Source organism: Flavobacterium flevense, assembly GCF_900142775.1.
Taxonomy (GTDB): Bacteria; Bacteroidota; Bacteroidia; order Flavobacteriales; family Flavobacteriaceae; genus Flavobacterium; species Flavobacterium flevense.
In genome coordinates this window covers 137,854-159,969 of the sequence record NZ_FRCC01000004.1, presented here as the reverse complement: position 1 = coordinate 159,969, position 22,116 = coordinate 137,854, and the positions used below count along the sequence as shown (strand labels likewise).

Sequence of the window (22,116 nt, the reverse complement as noted above, 5' to 3'; positions counted from 1 at the left end):
TAAATAAAAGTTAATTTTATGTTTGTATTAATAATAATTTATGGATTTTTTTTTGTAATTTCAAAAAATACAAATCAATTTTTATCATATTATTATCACACAAACAAACCCATTAACAAACCAAAATCATTTTTTATGAAACATCAATTCTTAAAGTATGTGGTTTTAATTAGCATCATTCTAACCAATATGTGTGCTATAGCCCAAACCAATACTGTTACAGGAACCATTAAAGACAATACAGGTATGCCAATACCGGGAGCCAATGTATTGATTAAAAACACATCCACCGGTGTTCAAACAGATTTTGACGGTAAATTTGCCATCAAAGCTAACCCAGAAGACATTTTAGTCGTTTCCTTCATTGGAATGAAAACAAAAGAAGCTAAAGTAGGAACTCAAAAGAGTATTAACTTTAGTCTTGAAGAAGAAGGCAATAGCCTTGAGGAAGTAGTTGTAGTAGGTTATGGAACCAGAAAGAAAAAAGACTTAACAGGATCCATTGTTAGTGTTGGCGCTGAAGAAATTGCATCACGACCGGTACAAAATGCCGTACAAGCGATGCAGGGAAAAGCAGCCGGTGTTGACATTGGTTCAAACGAACGTCCTGGAACCGTAGGAAATATTACCATTCGTGGATCACGTTCTATTTCAGCATCAAATTCCCCTTTGTATGTAGTAGATGGTATCCCATTAAATTCAGGAGGTATCGATTTTATTAACCCTACTGACATTGAATCCATTGACGTATTAAAAGATGCTTCTGCAACCGCTATTTACGGATCTCGTGGAGCCAATGGGGTAATCATTGTTTCCACCAAGAAAGGAAAAAACGGAAAGTTTACTATCAATTATGACTCAGCAGTTAGCACAGAAACAATTAACGAAAGAGCACCATTGATGAATGCCGGAGAGTATATTGAATTGCGCAGATGGGCGAGACATTACTCTAATCCTGGTGCTTTTCCTGCAGGAAACAACCCTAACATTGACAATGACAAAGACATCTTTTTAGCTACAACCGATCCGGCTGCCTGGGCCAATATCGAAAAAGGATGGGCCGGAGGAAGCTGGGACGGTTCGAAAGTAAGCACAACCGACTGGACAAAATATGTTACCCAAACAGGAGTTACCCAACAACATACTTTGAGCGTTAGTGGTGGTACCGAAAAAATGAAAGCTTATGGATCATTCGGGTTTTTAGACAATACAGGAACTTTGAAAGGACAAAGCTATAGACGTTATAATGGTATTGCAAATGTTGATATCACACCAACAAAGTGGTTCTCTATGGGAGTTAGCCTTAACACTAGTTATGGTCTAAACGAATATGGTCTATCAAATGTAGGTAGATCTGCAGTAGCATCATCTGACGGGATTTACATTACTGCAAGACAGAATCTTCCTTACGCCGTACCTCTTGATGCCGATGGAAACAGAATACAAAATCCAGGAGGAGACTCTACCATCAGAAACGTATACGAAGAATACAAATACTCTCAGGATCAACGTTTAACATTGCGATTTTTCGGAAGCCTTAATGCTCAATTGGATTTTGGAGGTTTTTCAAAAGCTTTAGATGGTTTAAAATACAGAGTAAATTTTGGACCAGATATCACTTCTTATCGCAACGGAGCATTCCTGGACGGTCAATCATCTGCTCGCTCCGGAACCAGTTTTGCTTCATTATCAAAAAATCAAACGATATCTTATACTCTGGATCATTTGATTTTATATAACAAAACAATAGACAAACATGATTTTGGTGTAACCTTATTACAAAGCCAGACACAATATTTTAATGAAGAAAGTGCAATGTCTGCACAAAACATTAAAAACCCAGACAACAAATGGAATGCTTTAACAACTGCAAATGTAACTTTAGCCGGCTACTCTTCTAATATTACAGAATCAGGATTGTTTTCTTACATGGGAAGATTAACTTATGGCTTTGACGACAAATATTTAATAACTGCTTCAGGACGTTATGATGGAGCATCACAATTAGCACCTGGCTACAAATGGTCCTTTTTCCCAAGTGCTTCTCTTGCATGGAGAATAGACAGAGAAAAGTTTCTTCAAAACATCACTTGGCTGAATGCGTTAAAACTTAGAGCAGGATACGGAGTCACTGCAAATGCCTCAGTAGACCCTTACCAAACTCAACCGCCATTAGCTCAAATTTTATATTCTACCTCTTCCGGAGTTGTAAATAGCAGTCAATTAGGAAACGTAGAATTAGGCTGGGAAAGAACTACGCAATATAACTATGGTGTCGACTTTGGATTATTCAACAACAGAGTTTCAGGAAGTTTAGAATATTACACTTCAAAAACCGATGATTTATTATTCAACAGAGGTATACCAACAATTACTGGTTATAATACTACATTACAAAATATTGGAAAAACTAAAGGAAATGGGGTGGAACTTACCTTAAACACGGTAAACGTTAAAACCACTGACTTTGAGTGGAGCTCCAGCTTAAGTGCTTCTTATCAAAAGAGTACTATTGTTGAATTACAAAATGGTAAATTTGACGACATTAACAACAGCCTGTTTATTGGACAAACCAGAGGCGTTATCTATGGTTTTGAATCTAATGGAATATGGAGACCTGAAGATGCCGCAGAAATGGCTAAATTTAATGACGCTGCGGGAAGTACTGTTTTCACATTTGGTAATGCCAGACCGGTAGATCAAAACGGCGATTATAAAATTGATGCGAATAATGACCGTAAAATTTTAGGAAGTACAGAGCCTAAATACATTGCTGGTTTAACTAATACTTTTAATTACAAAAACATCGAATTATCGTTCTTCGTTATTGGTCGTTTTGGATATTTATACAATGTGGGCGGAGAAAATTTAAGTGGAAAAACCAGCCAAAGACAACTGGATTATTATACAGACGATAATACTGATGCTGAGTACCAAAGACCTTTCTTTTCAGCAGGTACCGGAGATTTGTACAATACAATTCTAGGCTACAGAAACGGATCTTTCTTAAAAATAAGAAATATCTCTTTAGGCTATAACTTTGAAGAAAAATTTGTTGAAAAATTAGGATTATCAAGACTAAGAGTTTATGTACAGGCAGCTAATCCGGGAATGATTTTTTCTAAAGTTAAATGGATTGACCTGGATACACAAACTTCTTATTCTAACCGAGGAATGACATTAGGATTAAATGTTCAATTCTAATAAATTAAAAAAAATAAATTATGAAAAATTATAAAAAACTATATATCAATCTAATGCTGGTAGCTACATTAGGACTTAGTAGCTCTTGTAGTCAGGATTTTCTAGACGAAAAATTAACTACTGCATACAGTAAAGATTATTACAATACCGAAGAAGGAATCCTTGCACTGTCTGTAGGAACCTATTATCAGACATTTGCTTTAGATATGAATCGCGAAGTTCCCCTTACAGCAAATCAATCAGGAACAGACGAGTTCCATGTGGGTGGGGATCCATCCAATGGACTATGGAATTCTTATGCTTCCGGATTTGGATCATTTGTAACCGTATCCAACTCCAATACTGTAGCTGCTAATACCAATTGGGATAATTTATATGTAGCCATAGGAAATGCCAACCAAATGATTGAATCCGCAACAGCAATCACTTCAACTAATGATGCTGTTAAAAAAATCGCATTAGGAGAAGGCTATTTTATGAGAGCTTACAATTATTTAAAATTAGTGAGACAATATGGTGGTGTACCATTAAAATTAACCGTTAGCAATACAGTCGAACTTGAATATACAAGAGCAACTGCAGAGGAAGTTCTAAATCAGGTTATTGACGATTTTACTCAGGCATACAATTTATTAGTTAATACAGGTGGTCCAAATAAAATTACCAAAGATGCCGCTGCTCATTATTTAGCAAAAGCTTATCTAACCCGTGCCAGCGAAATCAACGATGCCTGGAATTCAGCAACTAAAACAGCTGATTTACAGCAAGTAGTTACTTTATCAGATGAAGTAATTTCACGTCATCCGCTAGCTGCCAACTATGTTGAATTATGGGATTTTAAAGCTGCGAATGGAGCTAATGAAAAATTGTCAGAATTAATTTTATCAGCCGATTTTAATTCCAACCAATTAACAACCGGAGGAAACCAACAACATTTGTATTTCCTTTCTACTTATGATCAATTACCACAAATGGAGCGTAATACATCCGGAGGAAGACCGTTTAGCCGTTTAGCACCCACTTATTTTACTTATGACATATTTGATAAAGTAAACGATTCCCGTTTTTGGAAAAGTTTCCAAACAAAAAGCATTGTCAATAAAGCTGCTTCAGGAAGCGGATACGTTAATGGCGACTTAGGTATCATGTATATAATGAACAGTCCATCAGATAATAGATTTGCCTTAACAAGAAACAATGGAACTATAATCTATTCTAAAACAGGTAAAACAATTCCAAGTGTATTTGTAGCGTATGCTGCTGACAACTTTGGTTTGATGAAAGACGTAAGATTTCCATCTTTAAGTAAATACATGGATGGGTCACGTTTAGATTTTAACGCTACAAAAGGAAGTCGAGACATCATATTAGCTCGTTCTGCTGAAACTAAATTAATGGCAGCTGAAGCAAAAATTCGTTTAGCTAAATTAGGAACCGGCTCTTATGCAGATGCATTACCGTACATTAATGATGTTCGTAATCGTGCCACTTATAAATCAGGCGAAAACAGAGCTGCTTATACTGACGGATCAGCTGCATGGACAGCCGCAGGACAAGGAACAAGAGCTGTTTCATTCATACCTGAAAATTCATATTATGAATCTAACAACATTGCAACTACAACAGCTACTACTGATTTAACTATTAGTGCAATTAATGCACTTCCAGCTGCCGATCAGGCCGTAATCACCCGATTAGGTTACACAACTGATTATGATCGTATGCTTTGTCTTGTTCTAAATGAACGCACCAGAGAACTTTGCGGCGAATTCCACCGTTGGGAAGACTTAAGCAGAACAAAAACTTTAGTAGCCAGAGCTAGAGCTTACAACCCTGAAGCTTCACCAAACATTCAGGATTATCACATATTAAGACCTATTCCTCAAACTTTCTTAGATGGAATATACGCAAATGGAAGACCATTGACTGCTGCAGAAAAAACTGCAATGCAAAACCCTGGATATAACTAATTTAAAACAATTTATCATTACAAAGAGGAGGCATAAGCTTCCTCTTTTTTTTTTGACTATAACCCAAAAAAAAAGACTTAAAAAGCTAATTTCAGCTAATTAAGTCTTAATGTTTGTGCGGATAATAGGACTCGAACCTACACGCCTTGCGGCACCAGATCCTAAGTCTGGCACGTCTACCAATTTCGCCATATCCGCGCGCTATTGTGGGTGCAAATATAAGCATACTTTCCAATATTCAAAGCAAAAATTAAAAAAAATTATTATTCTCTTTTTTGTATTTTTGAAAGTAGCAAAATAGAGCCTAATCAATGGAAAACATCAAAACCTATATCCAACAAAATAAAGACCGTTTTATCAACGAATTAATCGAACTATTAAAAATCCCATCTGTAAGCGCTGATTCTGCCTATTCTCAGGATGTAATCGATACTTCTGTAGCGGTAAAGCAAAGTCTGGAAAAAGCCGGATGTGATAAAGTCGAAATTTGCGAAACCAACGGCTACCCTATTGTTTATGGTGAAAAAATTATTGACCCTAATTTACCAACCGTTTTAGTTTATGGTCATTATGATGTGCAACCACCGGACCCAATGGAACTCTGGACTTCTCCTCCATTTGAACCCGTAATCAAAAAAACCGACATTCATCCCGAAGGAGCTATTTTTGCCCGTGGTGCTTGCGATGATAAAGGCCAAATGTACATGCACATCAAAGCATTTGAATACATGATTCAGAGCAATACCCTGCCTTGCAACGTCAAATTCATGATTGAAGGCGAGGAAGAAGTGGGCAGCGTTAACCTGAAAAGTTTTGTCGAAAACAACACAGCAAAACTAAAAAATGATGTTATTCTGATATCAGATACCGGAATGATTTCTAATCAGCAACCTTCCATAACCACCGGATTAAGAGGCTTGAGTTATGTAGAAGTTGAAGTTACAGGTCCTAACCGCGATTTACATTCGGGATTATATGGTGGTGCAGTAGCTAATCCTATTAATATTCTGAGTAAAATGATTGCTTCGCTTCACGATGAAAACAATCGCATTACCATTCCGGGATTTTATGATAAGGTAGAAGAATTATCGCTGGCTGAAAGAGCTGAAATGGCCAAAGCCCCTTTTGATATTGAAAACTACAAAAAAGCACTCGACCTTAATGCCGTTTACGGCGAAGAAGGCTATGTTACCAATGAAAGAAACGCCATTCGTCCTACGCTGGATGTCAACGGAATCTGGGGCGGTTATACCGGTCAGGGAGCCAAAACCGTAATTCCCTCTAAGGCTTTCGCCAAAATCTCAATGCGACTGGTCCCTAATCAGGACTGGGAGGAAATTACCGAATTATTTACGAAACATTTCACCGCAATTGCTCCCGCAGCAGTTAGCGTAAAAGTTACTCCGCATCATGGCGGACAGGGTTATGTAACTCCTATTGACAGCATTGGCTACCAAGCCGCAAATAAGGCGTACACCGAAACCTTTGGCATTCCTGCCATTCCGGTGCGTTCCGGTGGAAGCATTCCTATTGTCGCTTTATTCGAAAAAGAACTAAAAAGCAAAACCATCCTGATGGGATTTGGACTTGATAGTGATGCCATTCATTCCCCTAACGAGCATTTTGGGATTTTCAATTACCTGAAAGGAATCGAAACCATTCCGTTATTTTATAAATATTTTGTGGAGTTATCAAAGTAATTTAACCGCAGAGGACACTAAGTTTTTTCGCAAAGACATTAAGTAAAAGAAACAAAATCCGTTCAGCAATGAGCGGATTTTTTATTTGGGCGTTCCCTCGTTGCAGAAAGTGAGTAATTAAAAAACATTTATGCAAGCAACGAGGTCGGGCTTTTCATTTCAATCTTTTGTTTTTAAAGAAAAAACAAAAGGATTTACTCTTCAATCCCTAACGCAAGCGAATCGTTACAAAAAAAACGCTTCGATTTAAAACAGAACAAACCACCGCCAATCAATTACTATGAATTTTCTTTGGTAAAATGATAGTAATCGATCGGGGTTATCGAAATAGATTTTGCCAAAAAGACGCTAAGTGACCAAGAAAAAATAGTTTAATCCGTTCATTTTAAACAAAGTGAATGGATTTTTTTGTAAAAAAATTTGGAAATTCAATTTATTACTCTACATTTGTAGAACAAACTCTAAAAACATAGAACAAATGTCATTATCCAATTCAGAAGAACAATTAATGGAACACCTTTGGAAACTGGAAAAAGCCTTTATGAAAGACTTGCTCGAAGCTTTTCCGGAACCAAAACCAAAAACAACCACAGTAGCTACATTGTTAAAAAGAATGATGGATAAAAAATTTGTCGCTTACACTGAATTTGGAAACTCCAGACAATACTATCCATTGGTCAAAAAATCAGATTATTTCTCGAAACATGTCAATGGATTGATTAGTAACTTCTTCAATAATTCGGCATCGCAATTTGCTTCTTTCTTTACTAAGGAAACTAATTTATCCGAAAAAGAATTAGAAGAATTAAAAAAGATCATCGATGTAGAACTTCAAAAAAAGAAAAAATGATCGACTTTCTAATCAAATCCACACTTTCCTTAACTGCGCTGTTGGTAGTATATTTTTTACTATTGGAAAGAGAAAAAATGCATCAGTTCAATAGGTTTTACTTGTTGTTCAGTTTGCTGTTTTCATTTGCTATTCCTTTTATAACTATCGAAATCATTCAGGAGTTACCTCATCAGGAAACTACGCCTACTAGTATTCCAATGAGTGGAGGAACTAGTATGACTGTCATTGAAGATACTACTAATTATTGGCTAATATCCGCTTGGAGTCTTTATAGTGTAATTACATTGTCATTATTACTTCGGTTTGTTGTAAACATTTGGAAATTAAATGCTAAAGCCCACTCAAATCCTACGATAAATTACAAAAATGCAAAACTGGTTTTACTAAAAGAACAAACACTTCCGTACACTTTTCTAAACTACATTTTTATCAATGAAACGGATTATAATGATCGAAAAATTGAAGATGAATTATACACGCATGAATTAATTCATGTAAATCAAAAACACACTCTAGACATTTTACTAATCGAAATTTTAAAAGTGATTTTCTGGTTCAACCCCATTCATATTTTTTACAAAAAGGCAATCCAACTCAATCACGAATTCCTCGCCGACGAGAAAGTCGTGCAATCGCATAACAATGTTCCGTTGTACCAAAACTTACTTTTATCTAAGGCAAATGCAAACCCAACCTATTACCTGGCAAGTAATTTGAATTATTCAGTAACAAAAAAAAGATTAATTATGATGACAAAAGACACCTCTCTATCTAAATCCATTTTGAAAAAATTGGTTTTAATACCTTTTCTTTCTGGACTTGTTTTCATTTCATGTGTCAAAAAAACAGACCAAAAGACACCGTTAGACAATGCTAAAGAAACAACAAAATCCAATGTTGTGAACGAACAAAAAAAAGACACTTATTATGCTGGAGTACAAGTAATAGTTAGAGATCAAAACAAAAAATTACTATTGAATAAAAAATATGAAGCTTTAACCCAAGAAGAGAAAAATAAATATTTAATTTATGAAAGGACAAGGCTCTATCCCGAAAAAAGAAAACCAATAAGAGAAGAATTAGAGAATTTGATAAACAAAAAAGATTGTTCTTTTTCTCTGGATGGCCTACTATTGACCAATTCACAAAAAGAACTAGTACTACATACAGAAATTGCAAATATTTTTGGAGGATTTGTGGAGGAAAAATTTAGAACAAAAGAAAATCCAGAAATGTTTAGCTACTCCTTACAGACACCTTCATATTACGAGAAAGAAAAAAAGAGGAATAACCCTGAGAAATTTCCAGGAGATACAATTGAAATTACTTTTTATGTAAATGCTACCCAAAATCAAAAAAAGGAAGAAATTATTACAAAAGTAAATGGAAAAGAAACAGAAAAAAAAGAACAACTCTATAACACAGCAGAACTAACTGAAAAACCAGAGTTCCCTGGAGGAGATGGTAAATTTGAAGAATTTTTCAATAAAAACATAAAGAAACCAAAGGGATTACTAGAGAGCAACGAAGTTAATATAACTTTCCAAATAGAAAAAGATGGGAGTCTTAGCAATATAAGAACGCAAAGCAACACAGGACATATCGTAAACGAAGAAGTCGTTCGTGTTTTAGAACTAAGTCCTAAATGGAAACCTGGAGAAATCAACTATAAAGCCGTTACCGTATTGTACAACACTAATTTAGCTTTTGGTTCGGGCAAAAAACATTAAGGATTAAAAAAAATAATTGACGTTGAACTTCAAAAAAAGAAAAAATGACCGACTTTCTAATCAAATCCACACTTTCCTTAACTGCGCTGTTGGTAGTATATTTTTCACTATTGGAAAGAGAAAAAATGCATCAGTTCAACAGGTTTTACTTGTTGTTTAGTTTGCTGTTTTCATTTGCTATTCCTTTTATAACTATCGAAATCATTCAGCAAATACCTCAACAAGAAACTATGCCAACTATTATTCCAATGACTGAAGAAACTAGTATGCCTGTCATTGAAGATACTACTAATTATTGGCTAATATCCGCTTGGAGTCTTTATAGTGTAATTACATTGTCATTATTACTTCGGTTTGTTGTAAACATTTGGAAATTAAACGCTAAAGCCCAATCAAATCCTACGATAAATTACAAAAATGCAAAACTGGTTTTACTAAAAGAAAAAACACTTCCGTACACTTTTCTAAACTACATTTTTATCAATGAAACGGATTATAATGATCGAAAAATTGAAGATGAATTATACACCCATGAATTAATCCATGTAAATCAAAAACACACTTTAGATATTCTATTTATCGAGATTTTGAAAGTAATTTTCTGGTTCAATCCCATATTTATTTTCTACAAAAAAGCAATCCAACTTAACCACGAATTCCTTGCAGACGAGAAAGTCGTGAAATCGCATAACAATGTTCCGTTTTATCAAAATTTACTTTTATCAAAAGCAAACGTGAACCCAACCTATTACTTGGCCAGTAATTTAAATTATTCAGTAACCAAAAAAAGATTAATTATGATGACAAAAAACACATCTACAACAAGAGCTTTGCTGAAAAAAGGAATTCTAATTCCATTATTGACAGCACTCGTGTTTTCTTTATGCACTAAAGTAGTAGCACAAGAAACTCCACAAAAAGAAGGAAAAAATGTCTACGTAAACGGAGAAGCATATTACAAGAAAACCACTTTTGAAATTAAAGACGAAAAAGGAAAAGTAGTTGCAAAGAAAAAATATTCCGATTTAACAGCAAAACAAAAACAACTTGCTCCGCCATTAGTTATTCGTAGTAACAATGACAAACCCTTATCTGAAAAAGAAATAATAGAAAAAATAGAAAAAGAAGAACCCAAAACATTTATCATTGATGAATTTGACCCAAAAAATAGTAAAACAAAACAGCAAGATCCTAATACAATCTACAACACAGCTGGTTTAACGGAAAAACCAGAATTCTCTGGAGGCATGGATGCTTTTTATAAATTCGTAGGAGATAATTTTGTAACACCTAAAACACCTGATGGAAATACATTAAGGGGAAAAGTTTACCTTACTTTCATTGTCGAAAAAGACGGAAATTTATCCAATTTTAAAATCATTAGAGATAACTTTGGATATGGAGCTGGTGAAGAAGCAATACGTGTTTTAAAAACCTCTCCTAAATGGACTCCTGGGGAAATCAATGGAGAAGCTGTCCGAACGTTATATAGCTTACCTATTGCAATTCAATCCAAAAGTTAATTTATTAATAGCTTACAGATTTTAACAAAAATAATAAAAACTAATCCGTTTATTCCTTTTTTAAGAGTAAACGGATTTTTTATTGGGGCGTTATCTACGATTAGGCTATTCAGGCATTTCTTCTTCAAAACTTTTGGATAAAACTTCCATTTCAATCCAATGAACAGTTAATTCAATTAACTTTTTCAAATCTTCAAGATTTTTTCCTTCCCATTTTTTTATATAATGTGTTTCGTCATTTCCTAACCAAACAGCCCTTTTTGCAACTGCTTTAATTCTATTATCGTCCACATATTCAGCAATACAAGGTCCAAGAAGTTTCTTTTCAATTGCATCTTTCTTTTCAGGTTTATTTTTAATTGCATATTCTTTAATTAAAAATTCCAATGCTTTGCGATAACCAACACCACAAATTTCATCTAAACCTTGTTGTTCAGCTGTAAAAGCTTGATTATAAATAATATTAAAAGCAGGAGAAATTTCAATGATGGTTTGAGAAAAAACCTTTCCTCGCAAACTTCCTTGAGTAGTTTTCCCAATGTAATCAAATGAACTACCACCAATATGTAAATAGTATGCAATAAAAGTCTGTGAGCATTGTTCATTTGGACATTTCTGTAAAACGTCTAATAAGTTGGTTTTTGAATTTCGAAAACCATAAATATTTACAGGTGTTATTTTTTTATGACAATAAGGGCACTCATCTGGATGATTTTTTATTGTCATTGTACCATTTAAACTATTAACACTAGCCATACTTTGTGATTTATTTAGTTGTTGAACCTTCTAACTTATTTATAAAAATTATTATATAGTCACTATATTCTGCTAAATTAAGCTAGATTATAGTAATCATTAATATACTTTGCGCAAACCAAATATATCAATAAATGATTACAAATTACATCATGTCTTTAAAAACAAAATAATAATGGTACCGCTGAATTGCGTTAAGGATGGAACCGGCATCTCCCGATTTAGAAAAACAAGGCTTTTTAGCCGTAGTTTTTGTTAATCGGGAATATAGCGTACAGCCTGACCTCGTTGAAAAATCCAGAATTAAAATATTATTTTCTTAACGAGGGAACGCCCAAATTATCATCTTATCAAACTTCTTAAATAAAACACTCTTTGATTGTAAAGTTTAGCTCTTTCAAAGTATCATTTTATTTCTAAAAAAATAATCTAAATAACGTTTAGTTGCATTGGGATGTGTCCTTAGCTTCCGCAATCGAGTGTCAAATGTTTGAAGAATGCGTAAAAAGAAAAGCTGTTTGAGTCCCGATGCTTCGGGACGAGTTCTTTTCTTTTAGTATTCGAAAACTAATTTGACCGATGAGGAAGCGTAAGACTTGATTTTTTTGTTTCTTTTTTGATCAAGCAAAAAAGAAAATTAATAAATCTAATTTTATCACTTAATAAAAACGCCAAATTATTAACTATACTTATACCCCAAATACGGCAGCATTTGTTCCTTGAAAACAACACCATATTGTTCCAATTCTTTTAAAACGGGTAAATACACTTCTTTAAGGATAGGGAGTTGTACTCCGGGAGTGGTAATTTTTCCGTTCAGGATTAATAAGGTTGCCATAGCGACAGGCAATCCCACGGTTTTTGCCATTGCGGTATAGGTTTGGTCTTGACCTATACAAACCATTTGGGAATCCATTTGTACTTTTTTGCCGTTGATTTCATAGCCAAATTTATGATACATCACAATCATGTCTTTGTCATCGGGCTGGAGTTTCCAACTGTCATTGAGGATTTTTTCGAGAATTTGGGCTGGAGTGGCATTTTTAAGACCTACCATTTTCTTGTCATTGAACAAATCCAACTCCAATAATTTGTCCCACATAATATCGTCAGGATCAATTTTGAGCTGCAAACGGGTCTTTATCTCCACGGAATCAGTGGGATGATACGGCAAAAACGAATTCATAAACTGGCGGTAACTCATGTTTTCAGAGTCTTCCATGATATACGAATCATCGGTCATGCCCAGTTGCACAAACATATTCCAGGCTTTGGAAAAACCAACACGGCGAATCGTCCCGCGATACAAAGTGAGAATATCGTCTAAGCCATAAATGCTTCGGTATTTTAAAGAATCTCTGTTCGAATAGGCCTCAAATCGTCCGTAACCTTCTACTTCCAGAAATTCGGTACGACGGAACAAACTGGTGTACGGAATGTATTTATAGGTTCCTTCCTGAAGAAATTTGGCCACACCACCCTGACCTGCTAAAACCACATTCCGGGGTGCCCAGGTAAATTTGTAATTCCAAAGATTCGTATCCGATTCGGGAGCTACGAGTCCGCCACAAAAAGACTCGAATAACAGCATTTTTCCGCCTTTTTCTCTGATTTCGTCAATGACTTTCATCGCGCTCATGTGATCGATTCCGGGATCTAAGCCCATTTCGTTCATAAAAATGAGTCCGTATTCTTTCACTTCTTCATCCAGAGTCAGCATCGCATCACTGATATAAGAAGCCGTCACCAGATTTTTCCTGAAAAGCACACAATCTCGGGCGATTTCAATATGCAAATGAGCCGGCAACATCGAAATGACAATAGTAGCTTTTGCAATAGCGGCTTTTCTTTGACTTTTATCCAAAATATCTAAGGCAATAGGAGTCGCATTAGGATGATTATTGGTTTTCTTTTGCGCTAATTCCAATGATAAATCGGCAATAACAAGATGCAATTGCTCTTCCTGGGATTTATCCAAAAGATACTGAATCAGCGATGAAGCGGATCGACCGGCACCAATAATTAGAATTTCTCTCATAGCTGGAAAATAGTACTCAAAAATAAGGAAATGTTTGTGGGAAGACAAGGGATAGCCATTAAATAAAAATAACCGCTGATTAAAGTATCACAAACATTAAGAGTCTAATTCACCACAAATTACTCAAATTACCACAAATTAATTAGCGCTAATTTGTGTAATTTGCGGTTAAATCATTTTTAAAAAGCTAAATAAAACCTATGGCTCGGGTCGCAAATTATTTTTTATTTAAAATCTTTGCGTAACTCTGAGGAACTTTTACGTCCCGAAGTTTCGAGATTGCGAAAAACTTTGCAAGCTTTGCGGTAAAAAATCAATCGACTTGTCAAATAAAATTTCACAAAACTTTAGCACAAATTACGGCAAACTATCGGCCAAAAAGCTTTTGGTTTCCTTGGATTTCGAATACTTTTGTAAGAAACTCAAACAGAACAAAAATGAATAAAAAAACGATTATTACAGCGGCTATATTAGGAATGATTGCTATAATTTTAGGTGCTTTTGGTGCTCATGCTCTTAAAAAAGTACTCAGCATCGAACAATTAGCCACCTTTGAAACTGGAGTTCGCTACCAGATGTATCACGCTTTGTTTCTTTTATTCATTGGATTAATTCCTGATTTAACTTCGAAAGCAAAAAACAATATTTATAATTTAGTGCTTTCGGGAGTGGTTTTATTCTCGGGTTCTATTTATTTACTGGCAACAAACGAGCTTACTCCTTTTTTTGACTTCAAAATCATTGGTTTTGTAACGCCCATTGGTGGCTTTTTATTAATCAGTGCCTGGGCAGTTTTGCTGTATAATATCACAAAAAAGTCAGATAAAAATTAGGAATTCAAAAGAGGAACTAAAATATATGTTTTATCTTTAATATGAAACCTAACAACTACTAAACAAGCTGCCTTATGATTGTCAATAATTTGTTTTCTCTTGAAAATATCGGAATTAAAAACGCCAAAATTCACTATCAGTTAACAGCTGATCAACTTCATGAAATCACTCTGAGTCGTGGTGAAGGAACTGAAACGGTAACCGGAGCATTAGCCATTCATACGGGGAAATTTTCGGGTCGCTCGCCTCAGGATCGCTTTATTGTAAAAGACAGCATTACCGAAAACGAAGTTTGGTGGGGCGATATCAATATTCCTTTTGAACCTGCAAAATTTGATGCGCTTTATAACAAACTAACAGCCTATTTAGCGAATAAAGAGCTCTTTGTAAGAGATGCTTATGTATGTGCCGATCCTAATTACCGATTGAATGTTCGCGTGATTACCGAAACAGCCTGGGCAAATTTATTTTGCTACAATATGTTTTTGAGACCGGATGAAAAAGAACTAACTAATTTTATTGCCGACTGGACGCTGATTTGTGCTCCCAGTTTCTTAGCTGATCCTGAAACTGACGGAACACGCCAGAGCAATTTTGCCATATTGAATTTTACCCGAAAAACCATCATCATTGGCGGAACCGGATATACAGGCGAGATGAAAAAAGGGATCTTCTCTGCTTTAAACTTCATTCTTCCGGTTTTTAAAAATGCCTTATCCATGCATTGCAGTGCCAATGTGGGCGAAGATGGTCAAACCGCAATATTCTTTGGATTATCAGGCACCGGAAAAACAACACTTTCTGCCGACCCAAATAGAAAATTAATTGGAGATGACGAACATGGCTGGACGAGCGAAAACACTGTTTTTAATTTTGAAGGCGGTTGCTACGCTAAAGTGGTTAACCTGAACGAAGAAAACGAACCTGATATTTTTAGAGCGATAAAAAAAGGAGCCCTGCTGGAAAATATCGTCTACAAGAAACACACTAACGAAGTCGATTACACCGATATTTCCATTTCTCCTAATACACGAGTGAGTTACCCTATTGACTTTATTCACAATGTACAGCCGGGTTCTATTGGTCGAAATCCAAAAAATATCTTTTTCCTGACTGCCGATTCTTTTGGGATTTTACCTCCAATAGCAAAACTGACTCCGGGTCAGGCGGCTTATCATTTTATATCCGGTTATACCGCAAAAATTGCAGGAACCGAAGCTGGAGTAACAGAACCTCAGCCTAATTTTTCGGCTTGTTTTGGTGCACCATTTATGCCTTTGCATCCTACCAGATATGCTGAAATGCTGAGCAAAAAAATGAAAGATGCCGATGTAAAAGTGTGGCTCATCAACACAGGATGGACCGGCGGTCCTTACGGCACGGGAAGTCGAATGAAGTTAAAATACACCCGAGCCATGATTACGGCAGCTTTAAACGGGGAATTAGACCATGTTGATTACCACAATCATGCTATTTTTAAAATGGCTATTCCGGAATCTTGTCCTAATGTTCCTGTCGAAATATTAAATCCCAGAAACACCTGGGAGGACAAAAACTTGTATGACACAAAAGCGATTGAATTAGCCGCAAAATTCAAAGCAAATTTTGTACAATTTGAGTCGTATGCGAATGAGGAAATTCTGGACGGAGCTCCGGAAGTGTAAACACAGTATTTTTATAAAACACAAAACCCGATAACTGGAAAGTTTCGGGTTTTCGTTTAATATACTTTACCAAGGACGAACGCGAAAGGATTCGCGCACGAGCGGGGAAATTCATAGTATAAGTTCTTGATATCCCATTTCAAACGATTCCTTAAAAATCAAAGGTTGATAAAGTTTGACATGTTGATACTTTGATCTGATAATTTCTACAATTTCACTTTTGAACTCATCCGAAGCTCTCAATCCAAAAATAATATTTCGTATCGCTTCTTTTTTATGATGAAATTTGCCTTCATTTACTTTTAATAATCGAAGTTCAAATTCGTTACTCCAAAGATGAAACTTTTTAAATAGTACATCCTGAAATCCATCTGGATTAGAAGCTGGATGATATTTTATTTTTTCAAAGTTTTTAAAATATTCTACTTGCCTGATGCCTGAAAAATACTCTTTATCGTATTCTATGTTATATTGAATACATAGTCCTTTATGATTATTTGCATAACTAGCCCATAAGAGAAGATTCAATTCACTAATCGTAAAACATGCTATTCCAAACTTACCAATAAATTCTTGTTTACTATTGTTGACAAAAGCAAATAATTCTTCTGGCTTGTTTTCAAAAGTCTTCTTAAAATATTGACGAGCTTCTAAAGGCATATTTTCAAAAACTGTTTCAAATAGCATTTGAAATTCGGATGGAGTATAAACAATATCTAACATTTCTGAATTTGCATCAAATGGGTCATTTAATTTTTCAGAGTTAGGAAAATATATGTAACTGTTCGAAATTTCATCCAATGTAAAGTTATTATCTGGACGATAACGAAAAATATATGGAGCTCGATTATTATTAATTTCAAGTTGCTTCAACGGTATCGTTTTATTGAATTTATATACACTTAAAACAAACTGTTTTATTTTAAATGGTATATGTACATGTTTTGTTTACTGTATGATTTCTCAAATATATAAATAAATCTTACAAAAATTAAAGTTTTCATCAATTGCGTCTGGCTTTAGCCAGATGATAAACATTTGCAAAAGAAAAAGGCTTTAGCCCAATCCGTATTTAGATTTTGGCTAAAGCCTATTGAAAACTTAAATTTTAAAATGGCTTAAAAGCCATTTCTATTCATTTTTATACAAGCGAATATCCTCTTTTATTTGCTTTATACTAGCAGTCCATTCTATTTCCCTAAAAAACTAGTGTTAAATACCTCTATTGTTAGTACGAAGTAAGCGGTCTATTGGTTCGAAGTACTAATAATATTGGTATTAAGTACCTCTATTATTGGTGCTAACTAGGTCGTCTATTGGTTCGACCTACCAATACTATTGGTTTAAACTGCCTCTATTATTAGTACGAAGTAGGTAGTCTATTGGTTCGACCTACCAATACTATTGGTGTTAAGTACCTCTATTATTAGTACGAAGTAGGTGGTCTATTGGTTCGACCTACCAATACTATTAGTACTTCGTACCAATAGAGCAGGTGTTAAACAGTAATACTGGCAGGGGATAACAAAAAAAATCGCCTTTTTATTGCTAAAAGTGGCGATTTAAAGATTTTCAGAACCCTATCAGGGTTTAAAACCCTGATAGGGTCGTATTAAAAACAACTTACTTTTTAGCAGCATCAATCAATTGCTGAATACTGTCCCAATTGTAATAATGAAACGTCATTCCGTTGCTCATGGCTACAAAAAGTCCGTTTTGAAACTGACCGCCAAGATTTACATTCGTCACATCAGCTCCATCACATTCTATGGTTGAAGTTGGAATTTCAGCCAGTAACGGATATTCATTTGGATTTCCGTTAGCTCCTTCTCTTGGATACACCATAAAAGTATTGGCTTGCTGATTGGAAACCAAAATATAACCTTCGGTTGCTGATTTTTTATAAATAGCAATTCCTTCGTTATCCGCTTTAAAATCTTTTTGACCAAAAAGGGCTAACTCGTTATCGTTTTTAGCGGCTGGGTCAGCTACATATTTTCGGATTCCAAATTGTTCATCGCAATATAAAATGGTACCTAATTCGTTATCCACGGCAATGGCTTCAATTTCTTTTTTACCACTGTAGTTTCCAAATTTACGTACCACCGTTGCACCCGCTTTTCCGTTTCCGGCATCGGTCAATTCGTATTGCCACAAATAACCATTAACAGGTCCTTCTTTTCTTCCTACCACAGCAAAAATCTTTTGGTCGCTCGGGCGTGTGTACAAGGCAATTCCCATAGGGTCGCGCATTAGTTCGCCTTCAAAAACAGGAATTCCTCCATTATCAATAGGCTTCAAGTCAGGAAGACTAAAAATTCTGATTTTGTTATTTTCCCTTTCAGTCGTTACAGCAACATCTGTTTTTTTGCCGTCAATTACTAAACCGTAAGCAATATCAACATTGTTAGGTCTCATTAAAACTTCCGATTTTCCAATGATTTTCCCGTTCAAATCAAAGGCGTATAATCCGCCATCGGTATCTTTATCGGTACCAATAATAATACTTTTTGTAGCGTCTGTAGGGTTGATCCAAATAGCAGGATCATCGGTATCATGTGGTAATGGCTGTGTAACTACTGCCGGTTTCAAAGCATCTTTTCTAACGGCTGCCAATTTGCTCCCGCAAGATGCCGCTGTTAATCCTAAAAATGCAATGGCTATGTATGTTGTTTTCATATTTTCTTATACCAATTATTGAGAATGGCACACAGATGAAACTGATTTTAACGGATTATCGCAGATTGTGATTTACAAAGAGCTATGAAAAATCCGTTTTTATCTGTTCAATCAGTGTCATCTGTGGCCTATCTTAAATTAATTATATTTTCTGTGGAACTAAAAGTCAAATTTCAAACCAAAGTTAAAACGTGCCTGATAGTATTCTACTTGTTTTGTGTTTGCTTCTACGCCTTGGTAATAACGCAACGGCTGATTGGTTAAATTATTCGCTTCCGCAAAAAGACGAATGTTTGGCGTGATTTTGTAAGCAGCATTCGCATCTAAGAAAAATTGTTTGTCATAATAACTATCCTGATAGTCATCAGCTCCTAATTCGTCTAAATAATCGGCAGCAAAATTAGTAGAAACTCTGGCAGAAAAACGTTTGTTCTCCCATGACAATGAACCGTTGAACATGTGCGGTGCTGTTCCCGGAAGGCTGATGTTTTTTCTTTCGTTTCCGTCTTCATCCGCAATTCCTTTTGCTTCTGATTTGGTGTAGGTATAGTTCAAATAAACTCCAAATCCTCTTAAAAATTTACTTTCAAAGAAATCCAACTGACGTTGTAAAGCCACTTCAAATCCGTAAACATCTACGCTTTTTCCGTTTCTCGATTGTACAAATGACCAGTTTTCTCCTGTTGGGATTGGGTTGCTTTGATTTGGAAAATCAGCAGTAAACTTATCCGTTGTATATTGATTATCGCTATAATTGTAGATAAAATCATTTAATCTTTTGTAGAAAACACCTCCTGAAATCAAACCAACTGATTTGAAATAATTCTCGGCCATGAAATCATAATTATAAGAATAGGTAACATCAAGATCCGGATTTCCGGCAGTAATTTCCATATCCGAAGCAATGTTGTTTACAAACGGAGCCAAAGCATAATAATTAGGTCTGGCCAAAGCGGTAGTTGCCGCTGCTCTTAAAATCAAATCTTTAGTAGCATTGTATTGGAATGAAATACTTGGCAAAAGATTGGTGTAAGTATTAGTTGTAGTGATTTCACCTTCTAATTCTTCTTCGTCTAATACACGGTTTCCGGTATAATCGATATGAGTCGTTTCGGAACGGAAACCTAACACCATCGATAATTTGTCATTAAAATCCTGATCCCATCTTACATAAGCAGCATAGATATTTTCTTTTGCATTGTAATTTACCGCCAAATATTCAGCTGGATCAGCTTCTTTATCGAATAGTGAAGCATTATTTAAATCCAGATTTCCTAAAAAGTCAGCCGAAGCAAAAGTTCCCGGCACATATTTATCTCCCGGATTGAATCCTTTTCCGTCAAAAAAGCTCGTTGGTACATCCGATAACAAAGCCATATCATCATTAACAGGTTCGTAAGCATAGAAAATATTGTTTCTCATTTTCTCTTTCAGTCGTAATCTAAGACCGGTTCTTAACCTTCCTTTTTCAGATGGAATAATCGTAAAAGGCACACGGATATTTACTTTGGCTCCAAATTCACTTTCGGAAGTATCATCGGTATTTTCAGATGCGGAATCCAATTCTAATTGATCCAATGCTTCTCCTGATGAAGTTACTAAAGGAAATTTGTTTTCAGAAAAGTCCTGAAAAATATCCAAACCTTCTTGACGGTACTCGATATAACGCTCTCCCGGTCGGTATTCTCTGGCTTTAGCATAATTAGCTGACCAGTCTAAATCCAGCTTAGAATTGATTAAGTGCTCTCCACGAAGTGAGTAATTCTGAACACGCTGATCTTCCAGTCTTCTGCTTTTATTTCTGTTATTATCCACACCACCTTTAGTCTGGCGTTTTACACGACCTTCAAAACCAATGATATCTTCACCATCATAAATCGCTTCAATATCATCATAAGTAGTTCTGAAACGGTTCTCTCTATCGTCTCTCCAGTTGTAAATAGCATTCGCAAAAATGGTGTTATTTTCATCGAATTTATAATCCAAAGCAATCGAAGCACTACGGCGAATACGTTGTACATCGTACTTTCTGATTTCAGAAGCCTGTAGAAATTCGTTCCCAAAATCATCTTTTGTCCATTCGTTTTCTACGTTATCCGAACCATAATCTACATTATTGTACGAACCGCTAATAACCGCTCCGAATTTATCGTTCAAAAAACGATTTCCGTAAACCAAACCGGCTGTGTAAGATGCTTTTTCTCGAATAGGTAAATAACCTCCAGCCACTGTAGCCGAAATACGCTCACCATTAGGAGTTGCTCGTGTAATCAAATTTACCGAACCTCCAATAGCATCGGCATCCATATCAGAAGTCAGGGTTTTATTGACTTCGATAGTCGAAATCATATCTGACGGAATCAAATCCATTTGCACATTTCTGTTATCTCCCTCAGCCGATGGGATTCGGTCACCATTTAAAGTAACTGAGTTCAGTGATGGCGCTAAACCTCTAATGATAATATTTCTGGCTTCTCCCTGATCATTTTGCATGGTAACACCCGGAACACGCTTCAAGGCGTCTCCAATATTGGCATCCGGAAAACGACCTACCTGATCAGAAGAAATTACATTTCCAATATTCTTATTGTGTTTTTGCTGACTCAGGGCTTTGGCCTGTCCTTTTAAAATATCTCCCACTACCACTTCATTCAACTCTGTTCCTGAAGCTTTTAGTGCAAAATTATAAACCGTATTTCCTCCTTTAGTCACTGTAAGTGTAGCTGATCCGGCAGTATATCCTATGTATGACACTTTTAAAGTATAAGATCCTTCCTGTACATTTAAAAATTCATAACGCCCGTTATAATCTGAAATGGTGTATTTATTCATCCCTTCCAGCTGGAGCATTGCACCAGGTAACGGCATTTTATCATCAACATCAAGCACTTTTCCGGATATTACTCCTTTTTGAGCATAACCTGCAAGTGCCAGTAAAAAAAACAGCACGACTAAATAATTTTTCTTCATTGTTCTTGTTTTAATTAATTTTCACGCAAAACTAGGCGTCATTTATTAAGTAAAACCTTGAAAAAAATTAAGGTATTGTTATCAATATTGGGTTATAAAAATATTTGTTTACAATAAGCTAATATTCGAAAGAAGAAATATTTTAGATTTGAATTTAAGAAGCTCCCTAATATAAAAAACTACCCCGCCCGCTGGG

General features: G+C 35.5%; 13 protein-coding genes and 1 tRNA gene. 8 read left to right on the top strand and 6 right to left on the bottom strand.

Annotation, left to right across the window (positions count from 1 at the left end; genetic code table 11):
- Positions 1–135 precede the first annotated feature (135 nt).
- Complete coding sequence (locus BUB89_RS08710) at positions 136–3,204, top strand: SusC/RagA family TonB-linked outer membrane protein (RefSeq protein ID WP_073244377.1); 3,069 nt, start codon at positions 136–138, stop codon at positions 3,202–3,204.
- A 20-nt stretch (positions 3,205–3,224) separates the two neighbouring features.
- Positions 3,225–5,174: a RagB/SusD family nutrient uptake outer membrane protein gene (locus BUB89_RS08705; protein WP_073244076.1), complete on the top strand. Its 1,950-nt coding sequence runs from the start codon at positions 3,225–3,227 to the stop codon at positions 5,172–5,174.
- A gap of 116 nt (positions 5,175–5,290) precedes the next feature.
- On the opposite strand, the gene BUB89_RS08700 is transcribed toward BUB89_RS08705, so the two are convergent.
- Positions 5,291–5,372 (bottom strand) — tRNA-Leu (locus BUB89_RS08700).
- Between the two features lie 113 nt (positions 5,373–5,485).
- Between BUB89_RS08700 and BUB89_RS08695 the strand changes: the two genes are divergently transcribed.
- The 4 genes from BUB89_RS08695 to BUB89_RS08680 all read left to right on the top strand — a co-directional run bounded on the left by BUB89_RS08695 (position 5,486) and on the right by BUB89_RS08680 (position 10,980).
- A complete protein-coding gene (locus BUB89_RS08695) occupies positions 5,486–6,874 on the top strand; it encodes a dipeptidase (RefSeq protein WP_073244074.1) in 1,389 nt (462 codons plus the stop codon).
- Positions 6,875–7,352: 478 nt separating this feature from the next.
- Positions 7,353–7,724 (top strand): BlaI/MecI/CopY family transcriptional regulator, encoded by a 372-nt coding sequence (locus BUB89_RS08690; protein WP_073244072.1) that lies wholly within the window; start codon positions 7,353–7,355, stop codon positions 7,722–7,724.
- On the top strand, positions 7,721–9,457 hold the full coding sequence (locus BUB89_RS08685; protein ID WP_083552621.1) for a M56 family metallopeptidase: 1,737 nt from the start codon (positions 7,721–7,723) through the stop codon (positions 9,455–9,457). Before BUB89_RS08690 ends, BUB89_RS08685 begins: the two co-directional genes overlap by 4 nt.
- Positions 9,458–9,501: 44 nt before the next feature.
- On the top strand, positions 9,502–10,980 hold the full coding sequence (locus BUB89_RS08680; RefSeq protein ID WP_073244068.1) for a M56 family metallopeptidase: 1,479 nt from the start codon (positions 9,502–9,504) through the stop codon (positions 10,978–10,980).
- Positions 10,981–11,085: 105 nt separating this feature from the next.
- On the opposite strand, the gene BUB89_RS08675 is transcribed toward BUB89_RS08680, so the two are convergent.
- Together BUB89_RS08675 and BUB89_RS08670 are read right to left on the bottom strand one after the other, a co-directional pair.
- Positions 11,086–11,736 (bottom strand): DUF4145 domain-containing protein, encoded by a 651-nt coding sequence (locus tag BUB89_RS08675; RefSeq protein ID WP_073244066.1) that lies wholly within the window; start codon positions 11,734–11,736, stop codon positions 11,086–11,088.
- A 679-nt stretch (positions 11,737–12,415) separates the two neighbouring features.
- Complete coding sequence (locus tag BUB89_RS08670) at positions 12,416–13,774, bottom strand: saccharopine dehydrogenase family protein (RefSeq protein ID WP_073244064.1); 1,359 nt, start codon at positions 13,772–13,774, stop codon at positions 12,416–12,418.
- 437 nt (positions 13,775–14,211) lie between these two features.
- On the opposite strand from BUB89_RS08670, the gene BUB89_RS08665 reads away from it, so the two are divergent.
- Both BUB89_RS08665 and pckA read left to right on the top strand, forming a co-directional pair.
- Entirely contained in the window at positions 14,212–14,607 is a 396-nt protein-coding gene (locus BUB89_RS08665) for a DUF423 domain-containing protein (protein WP_073244062.1), read from the top strand.
- A gap of 74 nt (positions 14,608–14,681) precedes the next feature.
- Positions 14,682–16,271, top strand: a complete 1,590-nt coding sequence (gene pckA / locus BUB89_RS08660) for a phosphoenolpyruvate carboxykinase (ATP) (protein ID WP_073244061.1) — start codon at positions 14,682–14,684, stop codon at positions 16,269–16,271.
- A gap of 111 nt (positions 16,272–16,382) precedes the next feature.
- Here pckA and BUB89_RS08655 read toward each other — a convergent pair whose 3' ends face one another.
- From BUB89_RS08655 to BUB89_RS08645, 3 genes are all read right to left on the bottom strand, one after another.
- On the bottom strand, positions 16,383–17,144 hold the full coding sequence (locus BUB89_RS08655) for a hypothetical protein (protein WP_073244060.1): 762 nt from the start codon (positions 17,142–17,144) through the stop codon (positions 16,383–16,385).
- Positions 17,145–17,894: 750 nt separating this feature from the next.
- A complete protein-coding gene (locus tag BUB89_RS08650; protein WP_073244059.1) occupies positions 17,895–18,950 on the bottom strand; it encodes a phytase in 1,056 nt (351 codons plus the stop codon).
- Positions 18,951–19,109: 159 nt separating this feature from the next.
- The gene (locus BUB89_RS08645) at positions 19,110–21,920 is read right to left on the bottom strand and encodes a TonB-dependent receptor (RefSeq protein ID WP_073244058.1); all 2,811 of its coding nucleotides are present in this window, start codon (positions 21,918–21,920) and stop codon (positions 19,110–19,112) included.
- Positions 21,921–22,116: the final 196 nt, after the last annotated feature.

Bases quoted from the DNA above. Each gene is read 5' to 3' on its own strand.
- BUB89_RS08695 (WP_073244074.1), top strand. From the start codon at position 5,486: ATGGAAAACATCAAAACCTATATCCAACAAAATAAAGACCGTTTTATC.
- BUB89_RS08665 (WP_073244062.1), top strand. From the start codon at position 14,212: ATGAATAAAAAAACGATTATTACAGCGGCTATATTAGGAATGATTGCT.
- BUB89_RS08710 (WP_073244377.1), top strand. From the start codon at position 136: ATGAAACATCAATTCTTAAAGTATGTGGTTTTAATTAGCATCATTCTA.
- BUB89_RS08690 (WP_073244072.1), top strand. From the start codon at position 7,353: ATGTCATTATCCAATTCAGAAGAACAATTAATGGAACACCTTTGGAAA.
- pckA (WP_073244061.1), top strand. From the start codon at position 14,682: ATGATTGTCAATAATTTGTTTTCTCTTGAAAATATCGGAATTAAAAAC.
- BUB89_RS08645 (WP_073244058.1), bottom strand. From the start codon at position 21,920: ATGAAGAAAAATTATTTAGTCGTGCTGTTTTTTTTACTGGCACTTGCA.
- BUB89_RS08675 (WP_073244066.1), bottom strand. From the start codon at position 11,736: ATGGCTAGTGTTAATAGTTTAAATGGTACAATGACAATAAAAAATCAT.
- BUB89_RS08680 (WP_073244068.1), top strand. From the start codon at position 9,502: ATGACCGACTTTCTAATCAAATCCACACTTTCCTTAACTGCGCTGTTG.
- BUB89_RS08650 (WP_073244059.1), bottom strand. From the start codon at position 18,950: ATGAAAACAACATACATAGCCATTGCATTTTTAGGATTAACAGCGGCA.
- BUB89_RS08705 (WP_073244076.1), top strand. From the start codon at position 3,225: ATGAAAAATTATAAAAAACTATATATCAATCTAATGCTGGTAGCTACA.
- BUB89_RS08685 (WP_083552621.1), top strand. From the start codon at position 7,721: ATGATCGACTTTCTAATCAAATCCACACTTTCCTTAACTGCGCTGTTG.
- BUB89_RS08670 (WP_073244064.1), bottom strand. From the start codon at position 13,774: ATGAGAGAAATTCTAATTATTGGTGCCGGTCGATCCGCTTCATCGCTG.